General features: G+C 55.0%; 23 protein-coding genes. 13 read left to right on the forward strand and 10 right to left on the reverse strand.

Annotation, left to right across the window (positions count from 1 at the left end; genetic code table 11):
* The first annotated feature begins 96 nt into the window (after positions 1 to 96).
* From EUZ85_RS23785 to EUZ85_RS23815, 7 genes are all read left to right on the forward strand, one after another.
* Entirely contained in the window at positions 97 to 594 is a 498-nt protein-coding gene (locus EUZ85_RS23785) for a TIGR02281 family clan AA aspartic protease (protein ID WP_241566845.1), read from the forward strand.
* A gap of 10 nt (positions 595 to 604) precedes the next feature.
* A complete protein-coding gene (nadC, locus tag EUZ85_RS23790; protein WP_127972620.1) occupies positions 605 to 1,441 on the forward strand; it encodes a carboxylating nicotinate-nucleotide diphosphorylase in 837 nt (278 codons plus the stop codon).
* A gap of 196 nt (positions 1,442 to 1,637) precedes the next feature.
* Positions 1,638 to 4,376 (forward strand): bifunctional diguanylate cyclase/phosphodiesterase, encoded by a 2,739-nt coding sequence (locus EUZ85_RS23795; RefSeq protein WP_127972622.1) that lies wholly within the window; start codon positions 1,638 to 1,640, stop codon positions 4,374 to 4,376.
* A gap of 25 nt (positions 4,377 to 4,401) precedes the next feature.
* Positions 4,402 to 4,641, forward strand: coding sequence for a DUF1289 domain-containing protein (locus EUZ85_RS23800; protein WP_127972624.1), 240 nt, complete (start codon positions 4,402 to 4,404; stop codon positions 4,639 to 4,641).
* Between the two features lie 13 nt (positions 4,642 to 4,654).
* Complete coding sequence (thpR, locus tag EUZ85_RS23805; RefSeq protein WP_127972626.1) at positions 4,655 to 5,212, forward strand: RNA 2',3'-cyclic phosphodiesterase; 558 nt, start codon at positions 4,655 to 4,657, stop codon at positions 5,210 to 5,212.
* Between the two features lie 143 nt (positions 5,213 to 5,355).
* Positions 5,356 to 5,910 (forward strand): 1-acyl-sn-glycerol-3-phosphate acyltransferase, encoded by a 555-nt coding sequence (locus EUZ85_RS23810; protein ID WP_127972628.1) that lies wholly within the window; start codon positions 5,356 to 5,358, stop codon positions 5,908 to 5,910.
* A gap of 101 nt (positions 5,911 to 6,011) precedes the next feature.
* Positions 6,012 to 6,623: a uracil-DNA glycosylase family protein gene (locus tag EUZ85_RS23815; RefSeq protein ID WP_127972630.1), complete on the forward strand. Its 612-nt coding sequence runs from the start codon at positions 6,012 to 6,014 to the stop codon at positions 6,621 to 6,623.
* On the opposite strand, the gene EUZ85_RS23820 is transcribed toward EUZ85_RS23815, so the two are convergent.
* From EUZ85_RS23820 to EUZ85_RS23840, 5 genes are all read right to left on the reverse strand, one after another.
* Positions 6,610 to 6,981: a YqcC family protein gene (locus tag EUZ85_RS23820; RefSeq protein ID WP_127972632.1), complete on the reverse strand. Its 372-nt coding sequence runs from the start codon at positions 6,979 to 6,981 to the stop codon at positions 6,610 to 6,612. The two genes, EUZ85_RS23815 and EUZ85_RS23820, sit on opposite strands and share 14 nt — an antisense overlap.
* A gap of 60 nt (positions 6,982 to 7,041) precedes the next feature.
* Positions 7,042 to 7,830: a ParA family protein gene (locus tag EUZ85_RS23825; RefSeq protein ID WP_127972634.1), complete on the reverse strand. Its 789-nt coding sequence runs from the start codon at positions 7,828 to 7,830 to the stop codon at positions 7,042 to 7,044.
* 99 nt (positions 7,831 to 7,929) lie between these two features.
* On the reverse strand, positions 7,930 to 8,628 hold the full coding sequence (gene hda, locus EUZ85_RS23830; RefSeq protein WP_127972636.1) for a DnaA regulatory inactivator Hda: 699 nt from the start codon (positions 8,626 to 8,628) through the stop codon (positions 7,930 to 7,932).
* Between the two features lie 36 nt (positions 8,629 to 8,664).
* Positions 8,665 to 9,252: a CDP-alcohol phosphatidyltransferase family protein gene (locus EUZ85_RS23835; RefSeq protein WP_164887339.1), complete on the reverse strand. Its 588-nt coding sequence runs from the start codon at positions 9,250 to 9,252 to the stop codon at positions 8,665 to 8,667.
* Positions 9,253 to 9,400: 148 nt separating this feature from the next.
* Positions 9,401 to 10,516: a DUF2066 domain-containing protein gene (locus EUZ85_RS23840; RefSeq protein ID WP_164887340.1), complete on the reverse strand. Its 1,116-nt coding sequence runs from the start codon at positions 10,514 to 10,516 to the stop codon at positions 9,401 to 9,403.
* A 297-nt stretch (positions 10,517 to 10,813) separates the two neighbouring features.
* On the opposite strand from EUZ85_RS23840, the gene purM reads away from it, so the two are divergent.
* The 3 genes from purM (at position 10,814) to EUZ85_RS23855 (ending at position 13,383) form a co-directional block, all read left to right on the forward strand.
* Positions 10,814 to 11,872, forward strand: coding sequence for a phosphoribosylformylglycinamidine cyclo-ligase (purM, locus tag EUZ85_RS23845; protein ID WP_127972642.1), 1,059 nt, complete (start codon positions 10,814 to 10,816; stop codon positions 11,870 to 11,872).
* A 2-nt stretch (positions 11,873 to 11,874) separates the two neighbouring features.
* The gene (gene purN, locus EUZ85_RS23850; protein ID WP_127972644.1) at positions 11,875 to 12,561 is read left to right on the forward strand and encodes a phosphoribosylglycinamide formyltransferase; all 687 of its coding nucleotides are present in this window, start codon (positions 11,875 to 11,877) and stop codon (positions 12,559 to 12,561) included.
* Positions 12,562 to 12,681: 120 nt separating this feature from the next.
* Complete coding sequence (locus EUZ85_RS23855; protein WP_241566846.1) at positions 12,682 to 13,383, forward strand: DUF3108 domain-containing protein; 702 nt, start codon at positions 12,682 to 12,684, stop codon at positions 13,381 to 13,383.
* 64 nt (positions 13,384 to 13,447) lie between these two features.
* On the opposite strand, the gene EUZ85_RS23860 is transcribed toward EUZ85_RS23855, so the two are convergent.
* From EUZ85_RS23860 to apbC, 5 genes are all read right to left on the reverse strand, one after another.
* Positions 13,448 to 14,704, reverse strand: a complete 1,257-nt coding sequence (locus EUZ85_RS23860; RefSeq protein ID WP_127972648.1) for a valine--pyruvate transaminase — start codon at positions 14,702 to 14,704, stop codon at positions 13,448 to 13,450.
* Positions 14,705 to 14,883: 179 nt separating this feature from the next.
* On the reverse strand, positions 14,884 to 15,480 hold the full coding sequence (locus EUZ85_RS23865; protein ID WP_164887341.1) for a YjaG family protein: 597 nt from the start codon (positions 15,478 to 15,480) through the stop codon (positions 14,884 to 14,886).
* Positions 15,481 to 15,557: 77 nt separating this feature from the next.
* Entirely contained in the window at positions 15,558 to 16,214 is a 657-nt protein-coding gene (locus EUZ85_RS23870) for a class II aldolase/adducin family protein (RefSeq protein ID WP_127972652.1), read from the reverse strand.
* A gap of 89 nt (positions 16,215 to 16,303) precedes the next feature.
* Positions 16,304 to 16,870: a dCTP deaminase gene (gene dcd / locus EUZ85_RS23875; protein WP_127972654.1), complete on the reverse strand. Its 567-nt coding sequence runs from the start codon at positions 16,868 to 16,870 to the stop codon at positions 16,304 to 16,306.
* A 116-nt stretch (positions 16,871 to 16,986) separates the two neighbouring features.
* Positions 16,987 to 18,084: an iron-sulfur cluster carrier protein ApbC gene (gene apbC, locus EUZ85_RS23880; protein ID WP_127972656.1), complete on the reverse strand. Its 1,098-nt coding sequence runs from the start codon at positions 18,082 to 18,084 to the stop codon at positions 16,987 to 16,989.
* A 256-nt stretch (positions 18,085 to 18,340) separates the two neighbouring features.
* Between apbC and metG the strand changes: the two genes are divergently transcribed.
* The 3 genes from metG to rsxB all read left to right on the forward strand — a co-directional run bounded on the left by metG (position 18,341) and on the right by rsxB (position 21,806).
* The gene (gene metG, locus EUZ85_RS23885; RefSeq protein WP_206617942.1) at positions 18,341 to 20,386 is read left to right on the forward strand and encodes a methionine--tRNA ligase; all 2,046 of its coding nucleotides are present in this window, start codon (positions 18,341 to 18,343) and stop codon (positions 20,384 to 20,386) included.
* A gap of 231 nt (positions 20,387 to 20,617) precedes the next feature.
* Positions 20,618 to 21,199 carry an electron transport complex subunit RsxA gene (gene rsxA, locus EUZ85_RS23890; RefSeq protein ID WP_011395801.1) on the forward strand — a complete coding sequence of 194 codons (582 nt, stop codon included), beginning with the start codon at positions 20,618 to 20,620 and terminating at the stop codon, positions 21,197 to 21,199.
* A gap of 13 nt (positions 21,200 to 21,212) precedes the next feature.
* Positions 21,213 to 21,806 carry an electron transport complex subunit RsxB gene (rsxB, locus tag EUZ85_RS23895; protein WP_127972660.1) on the forward strand — a complete coding sequence of 198 codons (594 nt, stop codon included), beginning with the start codon at positions 21,213 to 21,215 and terminating at the stop codon, positions 21,804 to 21,806.

Genomic DNA, 21,806 nt, shown 5'->3' on the forward strand with positions numbered 1-21,806 from the left:
ATTATGACCTGCCTTGAAGAATTATCCGGTATCCAAATCAAGCCCGCAGTTATGAGTCAAAATAATCCCTCACAGGTCCGCGGAATCGGAAAAGGAATGTTCATCGCCGCCTGGATCGTCGGCATTCTCCTGCTAACCCAGTTTTTCGACTTTTGGGAAAAGAAGAGGCAGAATCCCAATCAGTCTCCCGTGATAATCCAGTCCGCCAACGGAGCGCAGGAATTGGTCTTACAATCCAATTATCAGGGCCACTACCTGACCACCGGACTCATTAACGGGGAGGAAGTGAACTTCCTCCTGGATACCGGCGCCACTACCGTGGCGGTGCCCGCCGAACTGGCGGAGCGTCTGCAACTGCCAAAACTGAGCCGGGGCTACGTACAGACCGCCAACGGCGCCGTCGAGGCCACGCGCACTTATTTAAAAACGCTGACTATCGGCCCGTTTGAACTGCATAACGTCGAGGCCAGCATTCTCTCTTCCATGACGGAGGAGGATGAAATCCTGCTTGGCATGAGCGCATTGCAGAGACTGTCGTTCACCCAACGTAACGGCACGCTGATTTTATCGCCGAATACACACACTACACTTTGAGCCTTTATATATGTTGGAACAACTCATTCAGCCCGCCATTCAACAAGACGTAGAGAAAGCCCTTGCGGAAGACATCGGTTCCGGCGATATCACCGCCATGCTCATTCCTGCGGAACAGCGCGCCGAAGCAAGAGTCATCACTCGGGAGGACGCTATCGTCTGCGGCGTAGAGTGGGTTAACGCTGTGTTCGCCAAGGTCGACCCGGACTGCAAAGTGGACTGGAAATTCAAAGACGGCGATCAGGCCCGCGCCAATGACGTCTTGTTCACCGTCAGCGGACGCGCCCGATCGCTGTTAACAGCGGAACGCACCGCGCTGAACTTCCTGCAGACCCTGTCTGGCGTGGCGACCCTGGCGCGCCAGTACGCCGACATGGTCAGCCACACCAAAGCCAAAGTATTGGACACTCGCAAAACACTGCCGGGACTGCGGGTCGCGCAAAAATACGCCGTCTCCTGCGGCGGCTGTCGTAATCACCGTATCGGCCTGTGGGACGCCTTCCTGATTAAGGAGAACCACATCATGGCCTGCGGCTCCATCCAGAACGCCGTGGAAGAAGCTCACCGCATCGCTCCCGGCAAACCGGTGGAAGTGGAAGTGGAAACCATGGAACAGCTGCAGGAAGCCCTGAGCGCCGGCGCCGATATCGTCATGCTGGACAACTTCAGCATCGAACAAATGGCGCATGCTGTCGTCGTTAATCAGGGGCGCGCCAAACTTGAGGCGTCCGGCGGCGTCACCTCAGAAACCCTGGCGGCGATCGCTGAAACCGGCGTGGACTTCATCTCCATTGGCGGCGTCACCAAACACTGCCGCGCCATCGATCTTTCCATGCGCCTGATCTGAGGAGACAGCGCCAGCAAGCTTCCGACGGCACACTGCAAATTCCTTTACACTCAGTTACATGAGGATACATATCGTTGCAGTCGTGATATCGTCGGAAGCAGTCTGATTACACTATAGTTTCCTTATACGGTCGCAAATTCGCGCTAAAACTGACTCAGGGACACAGGGAACAGCAGCATCCGGTTCCTAACACAACATGCCAGATGACAACGGCCTGATAAGCAACGACTCCCCCTCACCGTCGGGACGCGGCGAATGGCGGACTTTGCTTATTATTGGCGTGGCCGCCGCCATCAGTGCGCTTTCCGCTGGTTTATTCACTTCTGTCGAATCTCTTCCCTGGATCTGGCCCAGCGCCGCCGTTTGCGCCATCGCCTATTTCCGTTACGAGCTGCGCGCTCTGCCGCTTATTATCATCGCCACGTTTACCGGCGTGCTGGCGTTATGGCTCCAGGAAACGTCTCATCCGCTGATTACCGCACTCCCCCTTATCATCGCCATCAGTGCTCTGCTTTGCGCACAACCAATTTTATTTAAGCGCCTGTATCTGCTGTTGCAGACAAACGTCGCTCCGCCCCACTCGGAAACCCGCTTATGGAATCTGCTGGCCAGTCTGTTTCTGAGCGCCCTGGCCGCCGGCCTGCCTATCGCATTACTGGTGGGCGGCGCGATGCCTGGAGAAGTGCTGCTGCAAACAACGTTGTATCTTCTGTACAGCATTGGCATGCCCATTTTGTTGACGGTCCCGGTTTACACCCAATGGCGTCGCAGGAAAGAATTCTACACCCTCGCTGTCGCCCGGATCTGGGAAGTGTTGGTCTGGATCGCCTTGCTCCTCATGGCGGGAGGGCTGCTGATCAAAAACGGCGGCATGGCTTTGTTTTTACTTCTGCCTCTGTTCGCCTGGTCGAGCTTGCGCTTTGGCCGTTTCGGCGGTGTGCTCGCAATCTGCCTGTCAGGACTGGCCGCGCTGCTGGCTTATGGCTACGGCGATACGGGATATGGCTCTCTCGCTCACTTCAATCTGTTTCACAGCGAAGTGGCGGTGATGACCATATTCAGCCTCTATCTGTCTGCGCTCGCCGCCGACCGCGCCCGGGTGGAGGACGCTATTGAGCAACTGGTGCAACGACGCACCCACGAACTCGAAGCCATCAATCAGGAGCTGCAGGATGAGGTGCACATTCGCAAGCAGGCGGAACGCTCATTTCGCACCTCGACCCGTCGCTACCGCGCCATTATTGAAACAGCGGGAAGCCCTATCATCGTCATGGACAAGAACTTCCGCATCGTTCAATGGAACGGCGCCGCCAGTCGACTGTTCGGTTACCATCGGGAAGACATCTACGGTAAGAATTACATCACCTGCTTCGTGCCGAAGGCGTTTCAGGATGAAACCGCCTGGAAAATCACCAAGGTGCTGGAAACCGGCGTCCCGGTGGAAAACCTGGAAAGCGAAATGACAGCAGCGGATGGCGGCTCCCACGTCATGCTCTGGAACATCAACCGCGTGGTGGACGTAGATGAAGAGCTGACCCAGGCGATCATCATCGGCCAGGACATCTCCACCATTCGCGAAACCCAGAATCAACTGCACTTCCTCGCCCATTACGATGTGCTGACAGGCGCCGCCAATCGCCGCCTGTTTGAAGACCGCTGCCGCCAGGCCTTGAAGCAGGCCTCCCGTCGCCAACATGACGTTGGCCTGATCAGCCTGGATATAGACCATTTCAAACGCATCAACGACACTCTGGGCCATGACGCCGGCGATGCGCTACTGCAAGAAATCTGCCGTCGCCTGGCGTCCTGCGTGCGGGAGGAAGACACTATCGCGCGGCTTGGCGGCGATGAATTCGCCATCCTTTTGAACCGGGTAAACGGAGCGGAAGACTGCGAGCTGGTGGGTCGCAACCTGCTGGAAGCCATTACCAAGCCGGTCGAACTGCCGGGACAGCAACTGGTGATCACCACCAGTATCGGCGTCACTGTATCGCCCCGGGATGGCGTGGAATATTCCGTGTTGCTGAAAAACGCCGATATGGCCATGTACCGGGCCAAGAAAGCCGGTCGCAACAATATTCAGATGTATCAAAAGGAGATGAACGACGAGCTGACGCACCAGATCAACACGGAGCAGGAACTGCGCGCCGCCATCTCCGGACATCAGTTCGATATCTACTATCAACCGCAGATCGACCTGGAAAACCAGCATATCGTCGGACTGGAAGCTTTGCTGCGTTGGCGTCACCCTAAACGTGGCGTGCTGGCGCCCCATGAATTCATCACCGTAGCCGAGCAAACCGGATTACTGCCCGCCCTGGGCGAATGGATCTTCTACAACGCCTGCCTGCAATGCCGAGCGATACAAGCGATGAGCCGCTCCCATGTGCAAGTGGCGATCAACATTTCCGCACGCCAGCTGCATCATCCTCAGATGGTGGATACGCTGAAACGAGTCATCGCCGAAATACGCGTCAATCCCGCCTTCCTCAACCTGGAGATTGGCGAACAGGTATTGGTCAGCAACCCCGCTGAGGCGGCGGAAATCCTCGGCAGACTTAAAGAGATCGGCGTCAACATCACTATCGACAGCTTCGGCTCAGGCCTCTCCTCGCTGTCTAATCTGGCCCGGCTACCGGTGGATGCGGTAAAAATCGACCGCGCCCTCACCCGCAATGTGCCGGGAGACGATTATGACGCCGCTATTCTTGAGACCCTGCTCAGCATCGCCAGCCGCATGCATATGCGTGTCATTGTGGAAGGCATAGAAAGAACCGAACAGGAAACCTTCTTCCGCAATCACAACGTTCGTTACGTGCAGGGACATCTGTATTCCCTGCCCATGCCTTCCGATCAATTGCCCGAATTCTTTAACGCCCTAAAACAAGGCGTACTCAACTCGGAAGGCGGCCAAATCGGCCTCCCACTAAACTGAGACGAGCCGCCAAAGCGAGTCGCTTATGTCCAAACGCTGGCCCCCATCATCGCCTCCGCAAGATTGGTGGAGCGGCGCGAGCAAAGCGCCCAGTCAAACCGACGCCAACGGCGAGCCCGCCAATCCTTGCGTCCGCAACTGTTGCCTGGACGAGAACGACGTCTGTTGCGGCTGTAAACGCACACTGCAGGAAATACTGGCCTGGAGCAGCTATTCTTCAGCGCAGAAGCGGGACCTGCTGAAGCAACTTAAACAACGCCAATGACCATACCAACACAATGAGATGCTTTTTCACCCTGGTCCCTCCCGCCAGCGTCAAAGAGCGCCTGCTCATGGATATCGAGCGTCTGCAAACGCAGCACCCGGAGCTGTCGCGCCACTATCGCTGGCAGTCAAGAGAGCAACTGCATATCACACTGCATTTCTTTGCCGATCTTGATCCGGAAGTCGCACAGCGCCTTGTGGAAGACCTCCGTGAAAGTCTGCTGAATTTCCCATCATTTTCTATCGTATTCGAGGCCATCACTCCCTTTCCCAGCATCCAGCGCGCGGGATACCTGGCTGCGCAGATTACAGCCAACGATCGTTTGCTGGCGCTGCATGAACATATTAAGTCCCACATAACCCAGGCTGGGGAACCTGTCGACGAACGCGCTTTTCGCCCTCACCTCACCCTGGCCAGAGGGCGCTCCCGACGTCAGCGCCTGGATTTGCGAGCCGACCTGATCGCTCCGCTCCAGTTTGACGTACAAGCCGTTGAACTCTACCAAAGCATACAGGGAGAGAACGGCTCCATTTATCAAAGTCAGGCGACTATGGGCTTAAGGAACCTCTGAAAAACTGGCTGCGTTGCCATTGCTGCGTCAAAAGTTTTCAGAGGTTCCTTAAGTACCCGCTCCGGCGGTTGTGAGTTACAATAGCGGGCTGAAACCTTAAAAGTGGCTCAGATCCACACCATTTTTACCCGGAAATAACAGCAATGTTGTACCTGCTTTCAAAACTTCTTTTCAAATTCAGCGGCTGGACTTATGACGAGAAACCAGAGCTGTGGGAAGATAAGCAAGTAGTTATCGGCTTTCCTCACACCACAAACATGGATGGGGTGCGCATCCTGGCGCTGTTTTGGATTTATCGCCGCAAGCTGCACACGCTGGTCAAAAAGGATTTGTTTGTGTGGCCTTTCTCCTGGTTCCTGTCCAAGTTCGGCTGTATACCCGTAGACAGAAGCTCCAAAACCAATCTTGTCGATCAAATGCGCCAGGAATTCGCCAAGCGCGCCACCTTTACCCTGGCCATCGCGCCAGAGGCCACACGCAACAAAATGAAGGAAGAACGCAAACCTATACGCACCGGATTCTGGCATATCGCCAAAGCAGCCGGCGCGCCGATCATCCTGATGATGTCGGACAGCAAACGTAAGCGCGGACGCATTCTCGGCAAAATATTCCCATCGGAATCCCTGCTGGACGACCTAATGAAAATCAAGCAGATATACGCTGATCAGGGTGTAGAAGTTCTGATAGGAACAACCTGAACCGACCAACGAGTAAGTACGCGCAACCCTGTCCAGGAACAGTCTTCGTTACATGGATGAATCGGGGTCGCTGACACCGAAACCACTATCTCAGCGAGACGATGACGCAAAGACGGATAAACATAACAGATAACGACAACGACCTAAGCCGGCTATTGCAGGATGTTCGCGCATGCCGCCTGTGTGAGCAGCACTTGGAGCCCAACCCTGTAGTGAAAGTAGGCGCAGCCGCCCGCCTGATGATCATCGGCCAGGCGCCAGGGACTCGCGTACACGCTACAGGCATTCCCTGGAACGACCCCAGCGGCGAAAGACTGCGTACCTGGCTGGGCCTGGACAAAGAGACTTTTTACGATACGAACCAGATAGCCATCATGCCGATGGGTTTTTGCTATCCCGGGAAAGGCCGCAGCGGCGACCTCCCTCCGCGAAAAGAGTGTTACGAGCACTGGCACCAGAAAATCCTGACGCAACTGCCTCGTCTGGAGATGTTTCTACTGGTGGGGCTATATGCGCAACAAGCTTACCTGCCAAACGCCTACAAGAGCCTGTCGGAAAACGTTAAACACTGGCGCGACTGGTATCCCCGACTGATCCCGCTGCCGCACCCCTCACCTCGCAACACCCTGTGGCTGAAGCAGCGTCCCTGGTTCGAAGGAGAGGTGATTCCCCAGGTACGGAATCACGTGCACGACTTGCTTAGTTCCGACTGAATCCCTGGCCGCCAGACAAGACATCCCGCGCGTTGTTGACGGCTTCGTCCACCTTGCGCAATGAGACTAAAAGTCTGCTCACTTTACCCAGTTGTCCTTGATACGCCATTTCCGCCGCCGGCTCGATTCCGCTGCGCATAGGCGGCATGGGCGCACGATACTCCACAATCACTTTCATGCGCTCAATGAATATAAATTGCAGCCACTCATGGAACTCCAGCGTGTCTGCGCAAAATGGCGTCACACTGGCGAGGGCCTCCTCATGAGGCTGATCTTCCCGCCACAGACCTAAATTTCGGAGCTCCAATTCCAACCCCAACAGGACATCCGCCAACTCTACATATACTTGATCTTTCACTACTGCCCACTCTTACAACAATTACGTACTCGAAAAAATGAATGCCCTGACACGCGCCAATCAAGCCTCGGACAAAACAGACGCTCCCTGAAGCATCGTGTGCAATTCCTGAAACTGCTGCGTCAGCGGATGCTTAGGAGCGAAATGTATCAGAGGCTCATGCGCCTGATGAGACTCCTTCATCTTCACAGAAGCGTTCAGGCGCACCGGCAATACCGGCAAACCTTCTTCCTTCATGGATTCAATAATCTGCGTCGGTAGATTCGCTCGCGGCTGAAACTGATTGGCGACAATCCCCTCTACCTTCAGGTCTTTGTTGTGATCTTCCTGCAAATCCTGGATTTCCCCAAGAATGGAATACAAGGCCTGCCGGGAGAAATCATCGCAATCAAACGGAATCAGGCAGCGCTGGGCGGCGATTAACGCCGATCGGGTGTAAAAATTCAAGGCTGGAGCGGTATCAATATAGATTCGGTCGAAGACATCCCCCAACTTCACCAGCGCATCACGCAGCTTATAAATCTTGTGCCGCGCCTCCAGCTTACGCTCCAGAAACTCCAGCTCGGGACTGGCGGGCATGACAAACAGGTTGGGATAGCGGGTGGCGTGAATGAAGTCGTCCACCTTTTTATTGAATAGATTGAAAGCCATAGTCTGCTCAAAGAAGTCCGCCACGGTGTCCTTCAATTCCACGACATTGCGGCTCAGCAGATAAAGACTTGAATTGCCTTGCGGGTCCAGATCCACGACCAAGGTCTTGGAGCCCTGCGCGGCGCTGATGGCGGCCAGATTGCAGACAATGCTGGATTTACCCACTCCGCCTTTTTGATTAAAGACCACTCTGCGCATAATCCCCCCGCTTATTTTTATATCCTGAAAATTCTTACTGATCAGGGGGGATTTTGCCAGCCAAACAGGCAAAAAGTTAGACTTTAAGGACTAGAAGGGTCACCAATTCATCACAGATTTGACGAAGGGCACGGTTATGGGGCGCTTTTCCACCAGGGAGGCCTTGTCCAGACGCTCCAGAATCAGGGAAAGCGAGCTTAGATCCCGTGGGGCGCGGCGCATTATGTACTGCTTAACTTCATCGGAAAGACGAAAGCCAATATTGGCCGCCTTGATATCCAGAACGTTGATGCGCTGCACCTCGTCCAGTTCGGGAAGGCGCACGCACTCTCCCCAGGCCAGACGGGTCTTTAGGTCTGGCAGTGAAAATGGGGTTTGGGAAGGCGCTTCCGCCGACGTGATCAGCCACTTGCAACCGCGATCGCGACAACGATTGAACAGGTGGAACAACGCCTCTTCCCACTCCGGCTGCCCGGCGACGGCGTCAATGTCATCGAAACACAGCACATCGAAAGACTCCAACCCGGCCAGCACATCCACGCCAAAGTCCGCGTACTCACGCAAAGACAGATAAAAGCATTTCGCGTTATGGAAGCCGTTGCAAGCGGCCATCAGAAGGTGGGTTTTACCTTGAGCGGAAGCGCCGCAGATGGAAAACACAGTATCTTCAGACGCAGTGAGAAAGCGTTGAATGGACTGCACCACAACGCCGGAGGGAGGCTCGAAAAAGTTTTCCAGCGTAGCGCTTTCGCCATTCGACAGCCGCAGCGCCATTTGTGTGTTTTCTGATTTCCGCATCTTCTACGCAAAGTCTAATAAGCAGTTAAAGCGCCTTCACTTGGCCAGTCCGTTGCGAGCGCGATAAAATCTGCCTCCCCACAGAATCACGTAGTGCGCGCCGCTGATGCAACTGGTCAGCGCGACAACCCAGACTCCGCCCTCAAGAGCCCATGGAGGCATGGCTATTCCCGCGAGATTCAAAATCACCGCAAGGATAAAGGTAATCTGGCTCAGCGTACTGAGCTTGCCCCACAGCGAGGGCTGCATTTTATAGGCGCCGACCAGTTTGTGGTAGGTGAACGCTCCCGCCACTATGATCACATCCCGCGCGAAGACCAACAAGGTCAACCAAAGTGGTAGAACCTGATTGTAAGTCAGCACGATAAACACCGTGACCAGCAAAGCTTTATCCGCCAACGGGTCAGTCACGGCGCCGAAACGACTCGACCATTTACAAGCCCGCGCCAGAAAGCCATCCAACGCATCGGAGACGCCTGCGACAAAAAACAGCCACATAGCTTCCCGATATAGCTCACGGGCCAGGCAATACGCGATCGGCCCCACCAGGAAAATGCGCAACACGGTTATGACATTAGGAATATGTCGCCACTCTAATCGCAAATCCTGCTTTCCTCCGGCCATAAAAAAATCTGAAGTTATCCGGAAACTTGTTGTGTCGTCATTCCGTGTGACGGCCCGGCGTACGGGCGTTGCGCCAATTCAATATTGCTCAGATGCAGTCTTGACCCAAGGGACCACGGCCAGGGAGACGCCGCGGTCTCTAGTCTGCCTAGCGATCGCCCGCCCACGAATAATAGAGTCTGCGACCGACCTCTTCCTGCGTGGATGGACCTAACTCAGGACGCAGTCTCGGTTGCAGCGCCAGATGCTCCGCCAGCTGTTCAGGGTAACCATTCAGCTTCAATTGAAAACGTACGATGTCTTCGCCGACATACACAGGTTCCGCTTTCTTCACTGGCGCCAGTTGGCGCATATACTTGAGAATATCCGCATAAGCGCGGAAGTCCGTAACATTCGACACTTCCACTGTCACTTCATCGCCCTGGGCGTCCGCCCCCAGATTAACCGCATACTTATGAGCCAGCGACAGCGCGACGGACTCCATCATCTTATCCGCCATGGCGCTGACCGTGTCTGCTTCGACACTCTCTTCCGCGATTTTCTGGCCGCTGACGCGCAACTGCCACAAACCGCTCCAACGACCACTCCTTGGGTAAGCGCGCACCATCAGGATTGAGTCATGACTGTAACGCGTGGAGGACGCTTCAACAGGCTCCGCAAAAAAGCCCCATAAATCCGAAGTATTCAGACTGGACGCATCCTGCAGATCCATCAGCGGCAACAATAGAGGCACCCCCCAACGCTGCCCAGAATACTTCACCGCAGCCACCAAGTGATGCGAAGCGCCTTCGCCCAGGATTTCGCGTCCACGATCGCCTTCCACCGCCATCCATACCAATACCTGCGGTCGATTACGCCCCCACACGGGGACTTTGTACTGACTAAGCAGGTTCTCAAACCCTTGTGCGGAATAGTGCGCTTTCAATACAAGCAGACGACGCGGACCGGAACCTGAATCCACCACCGCGTAACCATAACTGTATTCTTCCAACAGACGCGGAGCCTGCTCCGCCAACACCGCCGTGTCCAATACATTGCGCCATCCGCTGTTACCTGCGACGCGATCCATGACCATACCTGCGCCTTTCTCAACAGCCTCGGCGCGCTCTTTCGGGTCCTGCCCGGAAACAGGTACTTCCACGTCATAAATGTCACTGATCGCGACGGCATGGGCATAACCGCACAGCAATAATAAAGATAAAAACGACAGTATCCGGCGTTTCAGGACGATCGCCCGGAACAACAATCTAGAGGCCTGTTTCAAGCCATCCTCCCGTATTTTTCAAACTACGGACGACCCGACGACATTACCCGGGAGCGCCCTTTTCGCCCCTTCCGCCACAGTATCGCCGGACGGGTGATTTACGGAGCCTAAGCACGACAGGCAAGGATACACCATTTAACTTTTCTCCACTATTAAAGCCGATTAACTTCAATGCGGCTCCACACCTTGGTCGAACAGCCGCTACGACTTATTGTTTACTGCATTGGCGCTGGGAGAACTGGGCTGTTAAAATACGCCTCCTTTCCGTGGACCTACGCTATAGGGCAGACACCTATTATGACCGCTTCCAATGACAAGCCTTCTTTAAGTTATCGTGACGCTGGGGTTGATATCGACGCTGGCAATGCGCTGGTGCAGCGCATCAAGGGCGCCGCACAGGCGACGCGCCGTCCGGAAGTGATGGCCGGACTCGGCGGATTCGGCGCCCTGTTCGAACTGCCGAAAGGCTATCAGGAGCCGGTCCTGGTTTCCGGCACCGACGGCGTGGGCACCAAGCTGCGGCTGGCCATGCAAATGAATAAGCACGACACCATCGGCATCGACCTGGTGGCTATGTGCGTCAACGATCTGATCGTACAAGGCGCGGAGCCTTTGTTTTTCCTGGACTACTACGCCACCGGCAAATTGTCCGTTGATGTAGCGGCGACCGTCGTCACCGGCATCGGCGAAGGCTGCCGTCAAGCAGGCTGCTCCCTGGTCGGCGGCGAAACTGCAGAAATGCCCGGTATGTACGAAGGCGACGACTATGATTTGGCGGGCTTCTGCGTTGGCATCGTGGAAAAATCCAAAATTATCGACGGCAGTCTGGTCAAACCCGGCGACGTACTGCTTGGACTGGGCTCTTCCGGCGTTCACTCCAACGGCTACTCTCTGGTGCGCAAGATTGTGGAAGTCAGCGGCGCAGATTTGAATCAACCATTTGGCGACGCCACCCTGGGCGAAGCGCTGCTTGCGCCTACTCGCATTTACGTTAAACCGTTGCTGGAGCTGATCCGTCAGACTCCTGTCCACGCGCTTTCCCATATCACTGGCGGCGGCCTGCTGGAAAACCTTCCACGCGTACTGCCTGCACACTCAAAGGCGGTGGTCGACGTCAGCGCCTTCGAGATCCCTGCTCTGTTCGGCTGGTTGCAGGAAAACGGCAATGTCGCCTGGAACGAAATGTTCCGCACTTTCAACTGCGGCATCGGCATGGTGGTCTGCGTACCCGCGGACAGCGCCGAAAAAGCACAGGAATTGCTAAGCGCAGCGGGAGAAACTGTGTTCCGTCTGGGAACCATTGAAGCTCACACGGAAGAAGAACCTGTCGTCGAAATGAAAGGTCTGGTTGACTAAGCGTGACTATTGCAACTGAATCCGCGCCGCGGCGAATCGTCGTTTTAATTTCCGGTTCCGGCAGCAATTTGCAAGCGCTGCTGGACGCCGTCATCGCAGATACCGTTCACGGCGAGATTGTCAGTGTCATCAGCAATAAAGGGGGCGCCTACGGCCTTGAGCGCGCCGCCAAGGCGGGCGTTCCCACGACAGTGGTCGACCATAAACAGTTCGAAACCCGCACTGATTTTGACCAGGCGTTGATGATGGAGATAGATCGCCACGCTCCCGATCTGGTGGTGCTGGCGGGCTTCATGCGTATTCTTACAGTCGAGTTCGTGCGCCATTATCATGGCCGCATGCTCAACATACACCCTTCACTGCTGCCCAAATATCAAGGACTCAACACACACCAGAGAGCGCTGGACGCTGGCGATTCCACACACGGAGCCACCGTGCACTTTGTAACGGAGGAGCTGGACGGCGGCCCCAACATTATCCAGGCGGTTGTTCCCATTCTTCCCGGCGACGATTCCAAGCGCCTGGCGGATCGCGTGCAGTTACAGGAACACCTTATCTATCCACAAGCAGTGCGCTGGTTCTGCGAAGGCAGACTGGTCATGCGCGACGAACGCGCCTGTCTGGATGACGCCGAACTTCCTCCCGCCGGATTACAAATCAGCAATGCGATAACGCCTGGGGACGCTTGATCCCAGGCGCCTGAGCGCTTAATGTTGATCTGTCAGTTAAACAACGGAGAACCATATATGCGGGGACACCTCAGGGCGCTCGCAGATACACTAAGGCTTCCTGTTGCATGTTCGTTATTTTTGGTAGCGGCCTCTGCAGTAACAGCGCCGAGTCAGGCCTACGCAAATCAGGAGTTAATCCCCACCAAGGCGGAATATAAGGCTTCCTATAAGAAAGGCATTCCCATTCGCGGCACCGCCGTCAGGGAGTTGAAACAGCTTGAGGATGGCTCCTGGTCGTACAATTTCGATGTTAACTCGTTCATCGTGGATATTAACGAACGCGTTAATTTCCAATGGGTTAACGACTACATCCGCCCCACCAACTACTCCTATGAACGGAGCGGCTGGGTCAAGGACAAGAAAGCTACCGTGGACTTCGACTGGACTAAGATGTCCGTTCGCAACAATGTTGAGAACAAGCCATGGAGCATGACCATTCCAGAGCAGACACTGGACAAGCTCAGCTACCAGTTACAGCTACGTCTGGACTTGGCGAAAGGAATAACCGACCTGACTTATAAGGTCGCAGATGGCGGACATCTCAAGGAGTTCGTCTTCAGTGTGATCGGCGAAGAAAAGCTGGATACCCGCCTGGGGAAAATTGACTGCATCGTCGTGGAAAAAGTTCGCAAGCCGGACAGCGACCGCCAAACCCGCCTCTGGTTCGCTAAGGACTGGAATTACCTGCTGGTGCAAATGGTGCAGATTGAACCGGATGGAGAGAAGTACGAAATCTATCTGGAAAAGGCCAAAGTGGGCGACAGGGTCATCAAACCCTGAAGCAACACTCTTTATTATTCATCCGTGCCGGGCGAAAGCGTTCGGCCAGCACGGATTTCATCAATCAGGACTTTTCAGCGTAAAGGCGACGAATCTCTTCCGCCATAATCTTCAAGCCCTTCTCCACCAGCTCTTCGTCCTGCGAATAAGTAATTCGCAGGCACTCATGAGTATGCTCCCACTCTTCCTGTAATCCCGGGAAGAAATAGTGACCAGACACCACCAACACGCCTTTTTGTTTCAGGCGCTGGTACAGCTCATGACTGGAAAGCGGGAAATCGCGCAGCCATAGCCACAGGAACATAGCCCCCTCCGCTTTGTGCAACGCAAATGGCAAGCCATCCAACTCTCGATGCAGCGTCGCCACCGCCTTCTCCGCCTTGGCCTGGTAGCATGGCTTAACCACTTCACGACTGATTCGCAGAATTTCGCCACTGCGGACAAAGTCTTTAGTCAACATGGCGCCGAAGCTGCCCGGAGCCAGATTAACGATCGCATTAACCGACGCTACAGCTTTGATGATTTCCGGCTGGGCTATCACGATTCCCGTTCTCACCGCCGGCAAGCCAAGCTTGGACAGACTCAAACACAGAATCAAATGCTCATCCCAAACAGGTTTGGCGTCGATGTACACCAAGTCAGGGAACGGCAGGCCATAGGCGCCGTCAACAATTAGCGGCACGTCATGCTCTTTCGCCATAGCGATCAAGCGCGCCATTTCATTGTCGGTCAGTACGTTGCCCGTAGGGTTGGTCGGACGGGATACGCACATCGCACCGACGTTCTCATCAATATTGAGATGGTCAAAATCAACGTGGTATTTAAAAGTATGCTCATCCAGCATTTCGATGGTCGGCTTGGATGAGATAAAGAAATCTTCGCTGAGCCCAGCGTCCGCATAGCCAATGTACTCTGGCGTCATCGGCAGCATGATGCGCTTATGCCCGCCATCGGGATAGCGACCGGCGAACATGTTGAAGAGAATAAAAAAGGCGGACTGGCTGCCATTGGTCAGGGCGATGTTTTCCGGTTTAATCGGCCAACCGTATTCCCGGCTCAGCAACTCGGCCAGAGCGGAGATAAATTGCTTCTCGCCCTGAGGCGGGTCATAGATGCCTGTTAACTTACGGAATTCGTCTGCGTCAGCGCTGATGCGCGCTAACTGGTCTTGAAACGCGGCTTGAACTTCGGGGATATTGCCAGGGTTGCCGCCCCCCATCATGATCATGTCGCCTCCGGCAAGGGCGTTCCCCAAATCCTCCATTAACGAATTGATGCCAGCTTCCCTGGTAAACTTGGTTCCAAATTCCGATAACAACATGACACTCCCCTTACGCTCGACTCATTATTTTAATGGCGTCCGACGACCGGAAAACTTCGCCGGCTAGTTTTAGTTTAAGGCTTTTTCCCGCGGAGAACCTCCACGGGGAGCGTCAGAGACTACAATTTTTAGCTGAATGCAGACAATTGTATTTTTACGGATGCGCCTGCTGACTGCGTCTATCCATCCAGAGATATGCCAATGTTACTCACTCCACCCTGGCGACTGAGCTTACGTATCTCCGCCAGCCCCTCAGCGGTAGGCGCGCGCAGTTCCTGTAGTTTGGCGTACAGCTCATCGTGAAACGCCAATTCATCCTTCACCAAGGGGTGTTTATCCCACAAGGCCACCAGATCGTCGTCGGAAAGCCCCTCGCCTTCGGAAAACTCAACAAAATCCGTCACTGTGCGGAAAGAGATTTCAGAAGCTTCGCGCGCCTTTTTGCTTTTGTCATCATCCCACAATTGCAGCCCCAGCAAGAGCAGTTGCGCCCAGTCAGACGCTGGGCGCGCGCCATAGGCGTCAATGTCGCCAAGTTGATCGAGAAACTCTTCCAGCTTTTCCACATAGGGCAAAGTTTGCAGCTTCGCGTTTTCCTGCACCGTTTTCCAGAGTGCGCCCAGAGCCCCTTTCACTTCACGGGACAGCGTCAACTCCTGAGACTCGACGAACAACTTCAGGTTCGGGGTCGCCCGCTCCGCCAGAGATAAGACAAATACCACTTGCCGCCAGCCACGCAGACTTTCGAGTTTTTTAAAATGCTTTAAAGACGCCACCAGGAGTCTCCTTAACGGGGATAGTTAGTCAGAGTTAAATGAATGGGCCGAATGCTTCGGCTCCAGTATAAGGGAAATCAAAGACGGCGGTCGCCGCCGGGTGAGGTTGGAACACCAAATATAGCTTGGTGATGGGCGTTCAAAATAATGCCGGTCGCCGCTCTCAACGAGGACCCGAACGCCACTACGCCATCCTGATGCCCCAGCATGACGAAAACGCCTGGTGTCTTCAGCTTGCCGTCACGCCACAATGCCTTAATGGCGTCGACCAGATCCATACTGCCGTACTCCGCACTTTCCGGCGTGGTCGTCAGACCAAGAGCCGCTGCGTTATGCCAGATTTCCGGCGAATGCACGTGCGCCACCGCCTTGATCTCGGGGTCAAGCGCATATAACAACGCATGGGTCAGAGATTCTGAGGAAGGCTTGATTTCACCGAGTGACGTCAGGCGATTGGCGCCCACCTCAGCATCCATCACCAGCGCATACTGGTTCGCTTCGAGATGAGAGGAGCCTCCTGTCTGGCTTCCCGTGACGATAAAGGCGCCCCCTGGATCGGCCCGCATACTGATGTTGCCATAGCCCAGGCCATCATACCGGAAAGGGTCTTGCCCAATCAGGCCATGTTCAAACAGCACGCCTCGCCAGGCTTCCAGCTCGCTAAGATCCAATTGCTCAGGCAGCGGTTGCTGCGTGTGCCGCAGATCAAATTTAATGACACCCTCTTGCGCCATATTGCGAACCGGTTATTCAGATATTCACCAACACCACAGACGACGGAACGGTGTGTATCCGTTACGTCATCTGCCTCAAAGGAATCAGATCAGGCTTTCGGCAGAGTAACGCCGACTTGCCCCTGATATTTGCCGCCGCGGTCCTTGTAGCTGACGTCGCACACTTCATCAGACTCAAAAAACAGCATCTGCGCCACACCTTCGTTGGCGTAGATCTTCGCGGGCAGATTGGTCGTGTTGGAGAACTCCAAAGTCACGTGCCCTTCCCACTCCGGCTCCAGCGGAGTGACGTTAACAATAATGCCGCAACGGGCGTATGTTGATTTGCCCAGACAAACGGTCAGCACATTGCGGGGAATACGGAAGTATTCGACTGTGCGCGCCAGGGCGAAAGAATTGGGAGGAATAATGCACACGTCCCCGACGAAATCCACAAAACTCTTCGAATCAAAGGCCTTGGGATCAACGGTGACAGAATGGACATTGGTGAAAATTTTAAATTCGTTACTGCAGCGGACATCGTAGCCATAACTGGAAACGCCGTAGGAAATGATCTTGCCATTCTCCGACTCGCGCACCTGGCTCCCTTCGTACGGCTCGATCATGCCATGCTCCAGGGACATTTTACGAATCCACTTATCCGACTTAATCGCCATATCTCTTACTCATTCTGCACTGGTTGATCGATAAGCGCGCAATCATACATGGATAGCCGGTTTTAGACAAAGGCCCCATGCCGGAACAGCGCGCTATATCAACTATTAACGGGACATCAGTCCGATTTGATAATGATTTCTGGAAACATTTGCGCCTGGTTCTTGGCCCGCTGCGACAATATCGCCCCCAGCTTGCGCGCAATATCCCGATAAATCAGGCCGACTTCGGAGTCAGGCTCCGCCGCTACTGTCGGCGATCCTGAATCCGTTTGCTCTCGGATGGTCATATGCAAAGGCAGTTGCCCCAGCAGCTCCGTATCGTACTCTTCCGAGACGCGCTCACCGCCGCCTGCGCCAAACAGGGGCTCGTGGTGACCGCAGTTGCTGCAGATATGAATGCTCATGTTTTCTACAACGCCCAGCACCGGAATATCCACTTTACGAAACATCTCAATGCCCTTCTTGCAATCCAGCAGCGCGATGTCCTGCGGCGTGGTCACAATGACGGCGCCGGTCACCGGCACTTTTTGCGCCAGCGTGAGCTGAATGTCGCCGGTGCCGGGGGGCATATCCACAACCAGATAATCCAGATCTTCCCACAGGCTTTGCGTCAGCAATTGCAGAAGCGCGCCGCTGACCATGGGGCCGCGCCACACCATCGGCGTTTTCTCCGTCACCAGAAACGCCATGGACATCACCTGCATGCCATGAGCGCGAATAGGGATAAAGAATTGCCCGTCCTGCACATCCGGACGGGACCCGTCGGCCACGCCCAGCATCATGCCCTGGCTGGGGCCGTATATATCTGCATCCAGCACGCCCACCCTGGCGCCCTCTTTCTGCAGCGCCAACGCCAGATTCACGGCGGTGGTGGATTTCCCCACGCCGCCTTTGCCGGAAGCGACAGCGATAATGTTCTTCACATCTTTAATGCTTTGCAGATTGCGCTGCGCCTGATGCGGCAGGATTTTCCAGCTGACGTTAACCTCTGCGCGCTCAACGCCATCCACATCCTCAATCGCCAAACCGACGATCTGCTTCAACCCGCCGGCGACGCCCGCCGCCGGATAGCCCAGCTCCACCTCCAGCTTGACGGTATCCCCTTGAATATCCAGCGACTTTATCGCTTCGATAGCGAAAAGATCTTCCTTCAGATAGGGGTCCTTATAGCCCTTTATGGCGGCTTCCACTGCAGATCTGTCAATGCTGCTCATTCTGTTCTCCGGAAAAGGTGGGATATATAGAGGAAAGATGGGGCAATACTATACTGAATCAGTATGGTTTTATTCAATTTAATCGCGCCCGGCAGGATGAAAATCAGGCTTTCAAACGGTATCATATGCGCCCCTCGCGGGAATCCTGATGACGACATCCGTCCCGCGTTTTGTCACCATCGCCGACGCACCAGCGTCGACGGCTATTGTCCATGGCTTGGCGACAAGCCTTATATGAGTAATAACGGAAAGAATTATGTCCGGAGAGCCTAGAAAAATTCTCGTCACAAGCGCTTTACCGTACGCGAACGGCCCTATTCACCTTGGGCACCTGCTGGAATATATCCAGACTGATATCTGGGTAAGATTCCAGAAGCTTCGCGGCCATCAATGCACCTATGTCTGCGCCGACGACGCGCACGGCACAGCGATCATGCTTAAAGCCGAGCAGATGGGCATTACTCCGGAGCAACTGATCGACCAAGTGAACGCAGACCATCGTCGCGACTTCGCTGAGTTTCTGATCGAGTTCGACAATTACTACTCCACGCACTCGGAAGAAAACCGGGAGCTGTCATCCTATATTTACAAAGCCTGTGTGGACGCGGGTAAAATCGCTACGCGCACCATCACCCAGGCCTACGACCCGGAAAAGAACCTGTTCCTGGCGGACCGTTTCATCAAAGGAACCTGTCCTAAGTGTAAAGCGGAAGACCAGTACGGCGATAACTGTGAGGTATGCAGCAGCACTTATACGCCCGCCGAGCTGATCAACCCCCGCTCCGCCATTTCCGGCGCGACGCCCATTGAAAAAGAGTCCACGCACTTCTTCTTCAAACTGCCCGACTTCCAGGAATTCCTGCAGAAGTGGACCCGTAGCGGAACCCTGCAACCACAGATCGCCAACAAACTGGCGGAGTGGCTGGACGCAGGCCTGCAGGAGTGGGATATCTCACGCGACGCCCCTTATTTCGGCTTCGAAATTCCAGATCAACCCGGCAAGTTCTTCTACGTCTGGCTGGACGCGCCAATTGGTTACATGGCGAGCTTCAAGAATCTATGCGCGCGTCGCGCAGATCTGGACTTCGACGAATACTGGAAGAAAGACTCCACCGCCGAGCTGTATCACTTCATCGGCAAGGACATCATCAACTTCCACGCACTGTTCTGGCCGTCCATGCTGAGCTGCGCGGACTTCAGAACGCCCAGCGCCGTTTATGCGCATGGTTTTGTGACTGTGGATGGGGCAAAAATGTCCAAGTCCCGCGGCACCTTTATCATGGCGCGGACGTTTCTGGAGCATCTGAATCCAGAGTACCTGCGTTATTACTTCGCCGCCAAGTTGACCTCCAACGTGGACGATCTGGACCTGAACCTGCAGGACTTCACGCTGAAAGTAAACGCCGATCTGGTTGGCAAGCTGGTCAATATCGCCAGCCGTTGCGCCAAGTTCATCACCAAGGCGGGAGGCAAACTGTCGTCTCAGATCAGCGAGCCTGAATTGGTTGAACAGTTCCTGTCCAAATCCGACTTTATCGCCCAGGCCTACGAAGATCGCGAATTTGGCAAAGCCGTCAGGGAAATCATGGCGCTGGCCGACCTCGCCAATAAGTACATCGATGAAAAAGCGCCCTGGAAACTGGCGAAGGAAGAAGGCAAAGAACAGGAAGTGTTGGACGTCTGCTCTGTTGGCGTAAACCTGTTCCGTATCCTGATCACCTATTTGGCCCCAGTGCTGCCAGGCGTCGCCGCGGCTTCCGCAGAATTCCTGAACGCGCCCATCGTCTGGAACAAGCCACTGCAGCCGCTGACCGACCATGCCGTCAATGAGTTCAAACCAATGATCTCCCGGGTTGATCCCAAAGCCGTGGACGCCATGGTGGAAGCCTCCAAAGACAACATGGACCAGGCGCCCAAAGACAACGGCAAAGCGAAAAAGGACAAGAAAGAGGCGAAATCCGAACAGGAGATTGCGCCAACGATCAAGTTCGACGACTTCGCCAAGATCGACCTGCGCATCGCCAAAATCGTCTCCGCAGAGCATGTAGAAGGCGCCGATAAACTGCTGCGCCTGCAACTGGATATCGGCAGTGAACAGCGCCAGGTATTCGCCGGCATCAAATCCGCCTATGCGCCGGAAGACCTGGTGGGTCGCTTGACTGTCATGGTCGCCAACCTGGAGCCGCGCAAGATGAAGTTCGGCATGTCCGAAGGCATGGTGCTGGCGGCGGGTCCCGGCGGCAAAGACATCTGGTTGTTGCAGCCGGACAGCGGCGCGCAGCCGGGCATGCAGGTTAAATAACCGACACAACGGCGCTTTCAGGCGCCGTTTTGCTGCGCCAGCTCAAATTTGCGCTAAATCCGCGCAAGGGCGACCGGCGCAGCCTTGAACGCACGGCGACACAACCAGATAATAACCGCCAGAGTCAGGGAATTCCGGGAGCTGGCGATCTGTTGCGCGGCGGGCTTCCATAAGCGACGCGTTGGATAGCATTAGGATAAAGCTGGTGAAGATCCTGAATAAGAGGCGCTGATGACTGAATACCTGTTGATACTGGTGAGCACTATACTGGTCAACAACTTCGTACTGGTCCAATTCCTGGGCTTGTGCCCTTTCATGGGCGTGTCCAACAAGCTGGAAACCGCCATGGGCATGTCCCTGGCCACCACCTTCGTGTTGACGCTTTCCTCACTGTGCAGCTATCTGGCGTACGAATACCTGCTGGCGCCGCTTGGTATGGAGTTTCTGAAAACCATCACGTTCATTCTGGTGATCGCAGTTGTCGTCCAGTTCACGGAAATGGTGATCAAAAAAACCAGCCCCTTGCTTTATCGCGTTCTGGGCATTTTTCTGCCGCTGATCACTACCAACTGCGCCGTGCTTGGCGTCGCGCTGTTAAACATCAAAAAGCAAAATGATTTCATGGAGTCGATCCTGTACGGGTTCGGCGCCGCTGTCGGTTTCTCCCTCGTGCTGACGCTGTTTTCCGCCATGCGTGAACGTATCGCCGCCGCCGATGTGCCGGAACCGTTCAAGGGCGGAGCCATCGGGATGATCACCGCTGGCCTGATGTCGCTGGCGTTCCTGGGCTTCACCGGCCTGGTTAATATCTAGAGGCCTTCCGCAGATGAGTATTGTCGTCATAGCCGTATTGGCGCTCTCCGCGCTGGCGCTTACCTTCGGAGCCGTGCTTGGCTTCGCCTCCGTCAAATTCAAAGTGGAAGGCAATCCCATTGTCGACCAGATCGACGGCTTGTTACCGCAAACCCAGTGCGGACAGTGTGGTTACCCGGGCTGCCGCCCTTATGCGGAAGCCATCGCCAATGGCGACGGTATCAATAAATGCCCTCCCGGCGGGGAAGCCACCATCACAGCCCTGGCGGACCTGCTGGATGTGGAGGCCGTACCGCTGGATTCCGAACACGGTGAAAGCAAGGGCAAACAGGTGGCCTATATTCGCGAAGATGAATGCATCGGCTGCACCAAATGCATACAGGCCTGTCCGGTGGACGCCATTCTCGGCGCCGCCAAACAGATGCACACAGTGATCGTCAGCGAATGCACGGGGTGTGACCTGTGCGTCGATCCCTGCCCTGTAGACTGCATAGATATGATTCCCGCCCCCAGCGGCATCCGCGACTGGGCCTGGGATATGCCCAAGCCGCCGACCAATGGCGGCGCAATCATCGCGACAGATCAGAATAACGGTATGGCGGCGTGA

The sequence above is a fragment of the Hahella sp. KA22 genome (genome assembly GCF_004135205.1).
In the GTDB taxonomy this organism is placed as follows: Bacteria; Pseudomonadota; Gammaproteobacteria; order Pseudomonadales; family Oleiphilaceae; genus Hahella.

What these genes read in the sequence shown, in the direction of transcription:
- rsxB (WP_127972660.1), top strand. Translation starts at nt 21,213, where the DNA reads ATGAGTATTGTCGTCATAGCCGTATTGGCGCTCTCCGCGCTGGCGCTT.
- EUZ85_RS23810 (WP_127972628.1), top strand. Translation starts at nt 5,356, where the DNA reads ATGTTGTACCTGCTTTCAAAACTTCTTTTCAAATTCAGCGGCTGGACT.
- EUZ85_RS23825 (WP_127972634.1), bottom strand. Translation starts at nt 7,830, where the DNA reads ATGCGCAGAGTGGTCTTTAATCAAAAAGGCGGAGTGGGTAAATCCAGC.
- EUZ85_RS23870 (WP_127972652.1), bottom strand. Translation starts at nt 16,214, where the DNA reads ATGGCGCAAGAGGGTGTCATTAAATTTGATCTGCGGCACACGCAGCAA.
- hda (WP_127972636.1), bottom strand. Translation starts at nt 8,628, where the DNA reads ATGCGGAAATCAGAAAACACACAAATGGCGCTGCGGCTGTCGAATGGC.
- EUZ85_RS23785 (WP_241566845.1), top strand. Translation starts at nt 97, where the DNA reads ATGTTCATCGCCGCCTGGATCGTCGGCATTCTCCTGCTAACCCAGTTT.
- apbC (WP_127972656.1), bottom strand. Translation starts at nt 18,084, where the DNA reads ATGAGCAGCATTGACAGATCTGCAGTGGAAGCCGCCATAAAGGGCTAT.
- EUZ85_RS23815 (WP_127972630.1), top strand. Translation starts at nt 6,012, where the DNA reads ATGACGCAAAGACGGATAAACATAACAGATAACGACAACGACCTAAGC.
- thpR (WP_127972626.1), top strand. Translation starts at nt 4,655, where the DNA reads ATGAGATGCTTTTTCACCCTGGTCCCTCCCGCCAGCGTCAAAGAGCGC.
- EUZ85_RS23795 (WP_127972622.1), top strand. Translation starts at nt 1,638, where the DNA reads ATGCCAGATGACAACGGCCTGATAAGCAACGACTCCCCCTCACCGTCG.
- dcd (WP_127972654.1), bottom strand. Translation starts at nt 16,870, where the DNA reads ATGGCGATTAAGTCGGATAAGTGGATTCGTAAAATGTCCCTGGAGCAT.
- metG (WP_206617942.1), top strand. Translation starts at nt 18,341, where the DNA reads ATGTCCGGAGAGCCTAGAAAAATTCTCGTCACAAGCGCTTTACCGTAC.
- nadC (WP_127972620.1), top strand. Translation starts at nt 605, where the DNA reads ATGTTGGAACAACTCATTCAGCCCGCCATTCAACAAGACGTAGAGAAA.
- rsxA (WP_011395801.1), top strand. Translation starts at nt 20,618, where the DNA reads ATGACTGAATACCTGTTGATACTGGTGAGCACTATACTGGTCAACAAC.
- purM (WP_127972642.1), top strand. Translation starts at nt 10,814, where the DNA reads ATGACCGCTTCCAATGACAAGCCTTCTTTAAGTTATCGTGACGCTGGG.
- EUZ85_RS23835 (WP_164887339.1), bottom strand. Translation starts at nt 9,252, where the DNA reads ATGGCCGGAGGAAAGCAGGATTTGCGATTAGAGTGGCGACATATTCCT.
- EUZ85_RS23860 (WP_127972648.1), bottom strand. Translation starts at nt 14,704, where the DNA reads ATGTTGTTATCGGAATTTGGAACCAAGTTTACCAGGGAAGCTGGCATC.
- EUZ85_RS23800 (WP_127972624.1), top strand. Translation starts at nt 4,402, where the DNA reads ATGTCCAAACGCTGGCCCCCATCATCGCCTCCGCAAGATTGGTGGAGC.